Below are 9,500 nucleotides of genomic sequence, written 5' to 3' on the forward strand. Positions count from 1 at the left end.
GTATTAGTATGCGCAAGAACAGAATAGGCAGGGAAAAAAATGGTTTTTCAATGATCGTTTTAGACGATGACTGCAATATCACCGATGCTCTGTCTTCTTATTTTGATGCATCCGGTTTTACCGTAGATACATCCAATGACCCCATAAATGCCCTGGAACAGATGAAGCAGCATTCTTATGATATACTGCTTCTCGACTTTTTGATGACTCCGATCTGCGGCGATGAAGTCCTGGCACGCCTCCGGGAATTTGACAAAAAGATATTCGTTATATTGCTCACGGGGCATAAAGAGATCGCACCTCCCCTGTACACCATCCGGGAATTAGATATTCAGGGCTATTTTGAAAAAACAGACCGCTTCGACCAACTGGAACTGCTGGTTGAAAGCAGCCTGAAATCTATCCGCCAGATCAGAACCATCGAGCGATACCAGGACGGGCTTACCCAGATACTTTCGGGAATCCCCCGCCTGCATCATCTTCTGCCTCTGACTGAAATTGCCGGCCAGATCATGGAACAAATCCATCATCTCCTGGATAACCGGAATATTTTTGTGTGGCTGAAACCAAGAAATATTATACGTTCCATGCCGGTGGATGTACTCCCGGAAAATGTATTCTGCGGGACGGGCTGTTTCGATAAAGAGTTTGATGCTTTTTACAGGGAAGATTATGAAATCCGTACCGATCTGTTCCAGACCTGTTTATCCGAAAGCAAAATCATCTTCCAGGACAACCTTGCTCTTCTGCCCCTTCCCGGCGGCAGCGATGCCTGGCTGGGAGTCATCGGGCTGAACAAGCAAACAGGTCTGGATGAGGTCCAGGCTTATCTGGTCTCCGTATACGTGGAACAGATTTCCACTGCACTGCATAATACCATATTAAATATCCTCTTAAATACCAATAACAAGGCACTTGCTAATGCGATATCCAAGTTAAAGGAAAGCTATATGCAGACAGTAGAAGCTCTGCGGCTACTGGTAGATGCCAAAGATATCTATACCGGAGGCCATTCCGACCGGGTATCTTATTACAGCCTGAAGCTGGCAAAAGCACTTCACAAAAGCGATTCTTTTTGTGAATGTGTCCGGATCGCCGGTCTGCTCCATGACATTGGAAAAGTTGGCGTTGCTGACGCTGTACTATGCAAAAACAGAGAACTGACAGACGAAGAATATGAAAGTATACGCCTCCATCCAAAAATGGGAGCGAAGATCCTCTCCTGCATCGACATGTTCCAGGATCTGGATGATATCGTTCTGTCCCATCATGAACGATATGACGGGAGCGGATATCCCAATCAACGCAGGGGAGAAGAAATCCCTCTCCAGGCACGGATTATCTCCATTGCAGATGCCTTCGATGCCATGATGTCCAACCGCCATTACCGAAAAAAACTAACTCTGGAAAAAGCGCTCTGCGAATTGCGCGAAGGGCGAAACACACAATTCGACGGCAGCCTGGTTGATGAATTTATCAGCATCATTGAATCTGATTATGAGCAGATGAACCAGGAATTACAGTGGACTTATTAAATCAGACCCCAATGGAGGAATTTATGAATCGAAAATATCCGCTAAATAAAATTCACCGTTATACTACCTTACCGGAATGCCTCTCCAAAATGGCTCCTTTACATAAAGATAAGACGGCAATTACCATTTTTAGTCCCAGGAGGGAATTATTTGAATATACTTACCGGCAGCTCTCCGGTGACATCTGCGCTTTCGCAAAAGCACTTACCGCTATGGGACTCACTCGCAAGCACATTGCCATTATCAGTGAAAACCGCTATGAATGGCTGGTGGCATTCTGGGCAATCGGATGCATAGGCAGCGTAACCGTCGCCATCGATGTGGAACAGACACCTATCGAAATTTGCAGCATGCTGGAATATGCTGATGTACAGGCAGTCATCCTATCCCAGGAATTTATGTCACTCGTGAAAGAAAATACTTTCCCTGTAAATACAATTATTTCCATGGACTATGGAGAGGATGACAATATTTTCCCCTTTTGGGAATGCATTCGGCGGTCATCTCCCTGCGATACAGATGACCCCGTTCTGGTCCCTGTCACGGCTTCAGTTAAGGAAGATGATCTTGCACTGCTGATCAATACCTCCGGTACTACCAGCGCATCAAAGCTGGTGATGCTCACCCATGGTAACCTGCTGCACAATGCCTGTAATGCCCAGGCTCTGGTAGAAACGGGAGACCGGGTCTTCACTCCCCTGCCCCTGTACCACACCTACTCCCTGGTTTGCGGTGCAATCAATGTTCTGACCCAGGGACAGAACATCTGTATTAACGGAAACCTGAAAACATTAATGGAAGAATTAAAACTTTTTTCCCCCTCTCTGATCTTATCCGTTCCAATGATAACCGAGACTCTGTTAAAGAGTATTCATCTGGAGCAGGAGCGCTGCGGTATACGCCAGGAAGCCATTAATGCTGTTCAAAAATATGAAAAGTTGCAAAGACTCCATCTGCCTTGTAAGCCTTATCTCAATGATGCTGTTAAAAAGGTGCTTGGAAAAAATGCGATGCTGATTATCAGCGGTGGCGCCCACATGAACGAAGAAATATCAGGGGAATTTCAAGCTTACGGTATCAGCGTTTTACAGGGGTACGGCATTACAGAATGCAGCCCGCTGGTCAGCGTCAACCGCAACAAAGACAATAAGTGCTCTTCCGTAGGAGTGCTGCTCCCGGAAATGGAAGTTAAATTTTCAAATGGGGAGATTCTTATAAAAGGCCCCTCGGTATTCAAAGGTTATTATAAAAATCCTCAAATGACCAGAAAAGCCTTTGAGGATGGCTGGTTTCGAACGGGGGATCTGGGATATGAGGACCGAAAAGGCCACTTGTATATCAGTGGCCGTAAAAAGAATCTGATTGTATTCAGCAATGGTAAAAAAGTAGTGCCGGAAGAACTGGAAAAACGCATTTTAAAGCTCCCTCTGGTAAAAGAGGCCATGGTATATGGTGCCAGTAACGGAAAATCCGCTGATGATGTAAAGCTTTCCGTAATTATTTACGCCGACTCAGCCCAGACACACGGCATGTCCTCCTTTCAGGTTCTGGAACAAATTCAAGAAGAAGTTTTGGAACTCAATCATGCTCTCCCTACTTACATGCGAATCTATTCCATTAAAATTTCCGAAACAGAATTCCGCAAAACATCCATTCAGAAATTGAAAAGAGGTGATAGCGCCCATGACTGAGGAACAGGCATTTCATATTATTGAAGAAACCATATACCAGATTACCGGAATCAAATATTTGACCTACGATACAAATTTTGTTACGGATCTGGCATTAAACTCTCTGGATGTTGCCAATTTGGTCTGTGCCTTTGAGGAGCGTTTCCTAACTGAAATACCATTAAAAGATGTGTGGCAGTTGAACCAGGTAAAAGATGTTGTGGATTATCTCATGAAAGATGGCGGGCACGAATTTCAGATATGATCATCACAGCAGGGGGCACAAATTCAGTACAAATATACTACGTATAATTTATGTCTATACTGAGCGGGCATTAGTTGCGAAATCGTCAGGATTACGGAGCAATGCCCGCATGCCAAAGCGCTTCGGAAAGGCCTGTTCTAGAGATCATCATTTATTTAATACAAACCGGTTCTTTTCACAGCTAAGCAGCCCTTCTTTTCGCATTTTGCCAAGCTCGGCAGACATCGCGCTCCGTTCTACACAGAGAAAATCAGCAAGTTCCTGGCGGTTAAACGGTATGGTAAAAGCATTACTTTTGCACCGTACGGCCTGCGCCGATAAATAGGACAGAATTTTTTCTCTGGTAGTTCTTTTACTCATATGTTCCATCTTCTGTGTTAACATTACATTTTTTCCTGCCAAAATACGAATCATATTTTCAATCAGGGTAGCGTGGAACACACAGGTGTTGGGACAATTGGTAATAATACGGCGGTAATCCACGAATAAAATACGAGACTTTTCCACTGCCATCACGCTCACCGGAAGCTTCTCTTCTTCTCTGCATGCAAATGCTTCTCCAAACAGATCCCCTTCTTCCAGCTTTGCCAATATGGTTCGGTTTCCCCAGAAATCTTCCTTTAAGACATAGACACTGCCGCATATAATTACACCTATGGAAGAAGCTTTCTCTCCTGCACGAAAAATAAACTCATTTTTCTCATATGCTGATTCCTTTGCATTCAGGCATTTCAGCAGTTCTTTTAATCCCTCTTCTGCAATTCCTTTAAATAATGGTGACTGGATCATAATTATTTTTCCTTTTTTTCTTTTTTGTTGTAAATCCAACAGAACTTTTCTTTTTAATATAGTAGAATTTGAGCATGAAGTCAAGGGTTAAAGCTTGTAATAAGCTAAAGCTATTTTCAAATACACGCTGGGAGGAAATAATATGATACGTAAAATTATAAAAATAAACGAAAAGAAATGTACGGGCTGCGGTATCTGTGCAGATGCCTGCCACGAAGGTGCCATTGGTATTGTAAATGGCAAAGCAGTACTTCTTAGAGAAGATTATTGTGACGGACTTGGTGACTGCCTGCCCGCATGTCCGGAAGATGCTATTTCTTTTGAAGAACGGGAGGCACCTGCTTACGACAAAGAAGCCGTACAGGCACACATGGCTGCAAAACGAAAAACTTTTTCCCCGACTCAAACTGCTTCCTCACACCATATCCATCACGACGGATGTCCGGGAAGCAGAGCCCACACCATCAGCCACGGAAGTGACGCATCGGTAAATACAGATATGCCATCTAATAGTGAACTTACTCAATGGCCGGTACAAATCAAGCTGGTCCCGGTTCAGGCTCCATACTTTGACCAGGCTGATTTATTAGTAGCTGCCGATTGTACTGCATTTTCCTATGGTAATTTCCATCGGGACTTTATCAAAAGTCATATTACACTGATCGGCTGTCCCAAACTGGATGAGACAGATTATTCAGAAAAGCTCACAGAGATCATTCATTTGAATGATCTGAAAAGCATTACCATCGTACGCATGGAAGTTCCCTGCTGCGGAGGGATGGAACATGCGGTAAAAACCGCAATTGCTCAAAGCGGCAAAAACATATCCTGCCGTGTGGTGGTCATTTCCATTGATGGAGAAATCATAAAATCAGAATTTGTATCCTTTTAAGGATGACATCCTGTCTCATTTTGTTTAGGCAAAGTTTTATCAAACACCCTATTACATTTTAATTAAATAAAGAATATTATGGAGGAATTAATTATGGAAAAAATGTTTTGCTTTCAATGTGAACAAACAGCCGGATGTACCGGTTGTACAGGAAGATCCGGAGTCTGCGGCAAAAAGGAAAGTACTGCCAAGCTTCAGGATCAGTTAACAGGGGCACTGATCGGGCTTGCAAGAGCAACAGACGGCAATATCCCTTCTGTTGCCACTCACCGCATTGTGATTGAAGGATTATTTGCCACCCTCACAAACGTAAGCTTTGATGATGAGGCAATTGAGAAACTAATCACAAGGGTACATGAAGAAAAAGAAGCTTTAATTCCCAGATGCGGTTCCTGCGGATCCCCCTGTTCCAGAAATGATGACTTTGATTGTGATACGCTCTGGAATGCCCAGGAGGATATCCGAAGCTTGAAATCCCTGATCCTCTTTGGTCTGCGCGGAATGGCAGCCTATGCCTATCATGCAATGGTACTTGGCTATCAGGATGAGGAAGTAAATGCGTTCTTTTACAAAGGTCTTTTCGCTGTGGGATATGATTACACCATGGAAGAACTTCTGCCATTCGTAATGGAAACCGGTCAGGTCAACTTGAAATGTATGGAGCTTTTGGATACTGCAAATACAAAAACCTACGGAACCCCATCCCCAAAGACAGTCTCCCTTACTATAGAAAAAGGACCGTTTATTGTAATCTCCGGCCATGATCTCCACGATCTGGCACTGCTGTTGGAGCAGACAAAAGACACGGGCATACAGATCTATACCCATGGGGAAATGCTGCCGGCACATGCTTATCCAAAATTAAATGCATATCCACATTTAAAAGGACACTTTGGCACCGCATGGCAGAACCAGCAAAAAGAATTTGCCGCTATTCCGGCTCCGGTACTATTTACTACAAACTGTCTGATGCCTCCTAAAGAAAGTTACCAGGACCGGGTATTTACCACAGCCGAAGTGGCTTACCCCGGCATGGCCCACATTGATGAAGCGGACGGCACAAAGGATTTCTCTCCTGTTATAAAAAAAGCCCTGGAACTCGGCGGCTATGATGAAGCCGTTACCATACCTGGAATCAATGGCGGAACACAGGTCACTACCGGATTTGGACATGATACCGTTTTAGCCGCAGCAGAAACCGTAATCAATGCTGTAAACTCCGGTGATCTGAAACATATCTTCCTGGTTGGCGGATGTGACGGTGCCAGACCAGGCAGAAATTACTATACCGACTTTGTAAAACAGACACCGGCTGACTCCCAGATTCTCACTCTTGCCTGCGGGAAGTTCCGTTTTAACGATTTAGATCTGGGAACACTGGGCGGACTGCCGCGTATCCTGGATATGGGACAGTGTAACGATGCCTTCAGTGCGATCAAAGTAGCTGTTGCGCTTGCAAACGCTTTCTCCTGTGATGTTAATGAATTGCCGCTGACCCTGGTACTTTCCTGGTATGAGCAAAAGGCTGTCTGTATCCTGCTGACGCTCTTATCCCTGGGAATTAAAAATATTTACCTTGGTCCTACGCTGCCGGCATTTATATCGCCAAACGTACTGGAATATCTGGTAACTAATTTTAATATTCATCCAACCGGAGATGCCGGGGAAGATCTGAAGGAGATTCTTAGTAAATAATTTTAGCCTCGCCTTACCCTCTGGCAGATATTCCATAACCCACATTAAAGAGCAGGAAGCCGGCAAATTTTGCCCGCTTCCTGCTCTTATCATACACCGTCTTTATTCCCGCGAGCAGCGGGGTTTTCGACTTCATTTACAACTGCTTCTCAGTCAACACCATCTTAACGGCATTTACCCATCCCTCATACTTAACTTCCTGTATTGCTTTATCCATTTGGGGGGTGAACCTGGTCCGTTTCATTCTGTCAAAGATTCGGTTTTTATCATATATTCCTGCAGCGATTCCTGCGGCGTATGCAGCACCGATTCCGGATAATTCTTCCTGGTCGGGTACCTGTACTTCAATTCCCAGCATATCGCTTTGGAACTGCATTAAGTAACCATTTTTTGTAGGACCTCCGTCTACCATGAGCCTGCTTATCTCAATGCCGGATTCTTCACCCATGGCACGAACCACATCTGTAATCTGGTATGCGATACATTCCAGTCCCGCACGCACAATTTCAGCCTGCCCTGTCGTTCTGGTAATGCCGTTTATCATAGCCGTTGCCTTACCGTCCCAGTAAGGTGCCGACAAGCCGGAAAATGCAGGTACCAGATAAGTATGATCCTCAGGATTTGCCTTTCTTGCCAGCGCTTCCGTATCATTTGCTGACTGAATCAGTTTGAGATCTTCCTTCAGCCATGTAATCACAGCACCGGTATAGTTTATATTGCCTTCCAGAACATAGTTCACTTTACCATCCATACTCCAAGCCAGCGATGTTACTACCTTTTTACTGAGTACAGGCTCTTCTCCGATATTCATCATTACCGATGATCCGGTTCCATATGTGGTTTTAATCATACCTTTTTCTAGGCATCCCTGACCGAATAAAGCACCATGGGAGTCTCCCATTACACCTCGTATTGCTACCGGATGCTCTAAATATCCTTCAAAATCAGTTTCCCCGTAATATCCGTTGGAATCCGTCACTTCAGCCAGACATGGAACCGGTATGCCAAATAAGCTGCAGACTTCTTCGTCCCATGCCAGCGTACTGATATTAAACATCTGGGTTCTGCTGGCATTGGAGTAATCCGTGCAGAACATTTTCTGTCCGGTGAGTTTATATACCAGCCAGCTGTCGATGGTACCGCAGCAAAGTTCACCGCGGTCAGCCTTCTCACGTGCTCCCGGAATATTTTGCAGAACCCATGCAATCTTTCCTGCTGAGAAATAGGGGGAAAGCTGCAGTCCGGTATGTAATCGGATCATTTCTCCGCAGCCTTTTTCTTCTATCTGGTTACAGATCGCCTCTCCTCTTGCACACTGCCAGACAACGGCATCTGCAATAGGTTCTCCACTTTCTCTGTCCCAGACCAGCGCAGTTTCTCTCTGATTGCTGATACCGATTACTTCAATTTCATTCTTATCAATCTGATTTTCTTCCAGCAGGTTCTTCACGACCTGTACGGTATTCCGATAGATTTCCATCGGATTATGAGATACCCAGCCTTTTTCATTTATGATCTGTTCATGAGGCAGGTCGCTTCGGTAAAGAAGCGCTCCTTCCTCATCAAAGAGCAATGCTTTCGTACCCTGGGTACTCTGATCTATTCCTAAAACATACTTTTTCGCCATAGTTTCCTCTCATGCCCCATTAACTGCTTAACTTTGCCAGACGGGAATACAGTTTTTTAACTTCCAGTTACTGCAGAATTTCCAGGGCTTTCTTTACAATCCCCTCTGCATTCAGACCATAGTAATCAAATACCTCTTTTGATGTACCGGTGATTACTGGCGCATCCGGAAGCGCCATATTGATAACCTTTTTCGGGCATTCACTTGCCACTACCTGGCTGACCATGGATCCCAGTCCTCCAAACGGTGCATGTTCTTCCATTGTAATCACTGCTTTAGCATTTTGGGCAGCCTTCACAACTGCCTCTTTATCCAGTGGTTTTACACAGTACATATCCAGAACCGCTGCCCCAATCCCTTTTTCCTGTAACATCGCAGCTGCTTCCACAGCCGGTTTAACCATTTCACCGCAGGCAACAATTGCAAGATCACTGCCTTTTGTAACAACTGTTGCTTTATCCATTTCAAATGGTACATTTCCTTCTTCATAGATATCTTCTACTGCATTTCTGCCCACACGGATGTATGCCGGTTTTTCATCCTGCACCAAAGCTTCCACCAGACACTTCGTCTGATGTCTGTCACTTGGGAGATAAACTCTCATATTGGGCACACTGGCAAGCGCTGCAATATCCTGTGCAGAATGATGGCTCATGCCGAGAGCTCCGTAGCTGATACCGCCGCTGATACCAATTAATTTCACGTTGGTATTAGAGTATGCCACATCAACTTTTGCCTGCTCAAAGCTTCTGGTAGACAGGAAGCATGCCGGAGAAGCCGCAAAAGGTTTTTTACCACATTTTGCAAGACCTGCGGAAATGCTGACCAGATTTTGTTCTGCTATCCCCACTTCAATAAACTGTTCCGGATGAGCCTTTGTAAAGGGCGCCAGGGATGCAGAACCTCTGGAGTCACTGCATAATACCACGATATCTTTATCGGTATTTGCTTTTTCAATTAATACATCACATATAGCCTGACGATTTGGAATCTTATTCATGAAGAGCCGCCTCCTTTTTCTCTGCTA

Annotated in this window: 9 protein-coding genes; 5 read left to right on the top strand and 4 right to left on the bottom strand. The window is 44.7% G+C overall.

The annotated features are described in order from the left end of the window. Window positions 1–8: 8 nt before the first annotated feature. The 3 genes from ACH2DQ_RS12980 to ACH2DQ_RS12990 are packed head-to-tail and all read left to right on the top strand — an operon-like array spanning window position 9 to window position 3,470. Entirely contained in the window at window positions 9–1,535 is a 1,527-nt protein-coding gene (locus tag ACH2DQ_RS12980; protein WP_395027003.1) for an HD domain-containing response regulator, read from the top strand. Window positions 1,536–1,558: 23 nt separating this feature from the next. Further along, entirely contained in the window at window positions 1,559–3,226 is a 1,668-nt protein-coding gene (locus ACH2DQ_RS12985; RefSeq protein WP_394914983.1) for an AMP-binding protein, read from the top strand. Further along, a complete protein-coding gene (locus ACH2DQ_RS12990) occupies window positions 3,219–3,470 on the top strand; it encodes an acyl carrier protein (RefSeq protein ID WP_394914984.1) in 252 nt (83 codons plus the stop codon). Before ACH2DQ_RS12985 ends, ACH2DQ_RS12990 begins: the two co-directional genes overlap by 8 nt. A 147-nt stretch (window positions 3,471–3,617) precedes the next feature. On the opposite strand, the gene ACH2DQ_RS12995 is transcribed toward ACH2DQ_RS12990, so the two are convergent. Further along, a complete protein-coding gene (locus ACH2DQ_RS12995; protein WP_394914985.1) occupies window positions 3,618–4,259 on the bottom strand; it encodes a Crp/Fnr family transcriptional regulator in 642 nt (213 codons plus the stop codon). Between the two features lie 142 nt (window positions 4,260–4,401). Between ACH2DQ_RS12995 and ACH2DQ_RS13000 the strand changes: the two genes are divergently transcribed. Then, window positions 4,402–5,151, top strand: coding sequence for an ATP-binding protein (locus tag ACH2DQ_RS13000; protein WP_394914986.1), 750 nt, complete (start codon window positions 4,402–4,404; stop codon window positions 5,149–5,151). Window positions 5,152–5,241: 90 nt separating this feature from the next. Further along, on the top strand, window positions 5,242–6,846 hold the full coding sequence (hcp, locus tag ACH2DQ_RS13005; RefSeq protein WP_394915008.1) for a hydroxylamine reductase: 1,605 nt from the start codon (window positions 5,242–5,244) through the stop codon (window positions 6,844–6,846). A gap of 13 nt (window positions 6,847–6,859) precedes the next feature. On the opposite strand, the gene ACH2DQ_RS13010 is transcribed toward hcp, so the two are convergent. The 3 genes from ACH2DQ_RS13010 to ACH2DQ_RS13020 all read right to left on the bottom strand — a co-directional run bounded on the left by ACH2DQ_RS13010 (window position 6,860) and on the right by ACH2DQ_RS13020 (window position 9,473). Next, a complete protein-coding gene (locus ACH2DQ_RS13010; RefSeq protein ID WP_394914987.1) occupies window positions 6,860–6,982 on the bottom strand; it encodes a hypothetical protein in 123 nt (40 codons plus the stop codon). Then, entirely contained in the window at window positions 6,983–8,473 is a 1,491-nt protein-coding gene (locus ACH2DQ_RS13015; RefSeq protein WP_394914988.1) for a glycerol kinase, read from the bottom strand. Window positions 8,474–8,540: 67 nt separating this feature from the next. Next, entirely contained in the window at window positions 8,541–9,473 is a 933-nt protein-coding gene (locus ACH2DQ_RS13020; protein WP_394914989.1) for a transketolase family protein, read from the bottom strand. Window positions 9,474–9,500: the final 27 nt, after the last annotated feature.

The sequence above is a fragment of the Robinsoniella sp. genome (assembly GCF_034124845.1).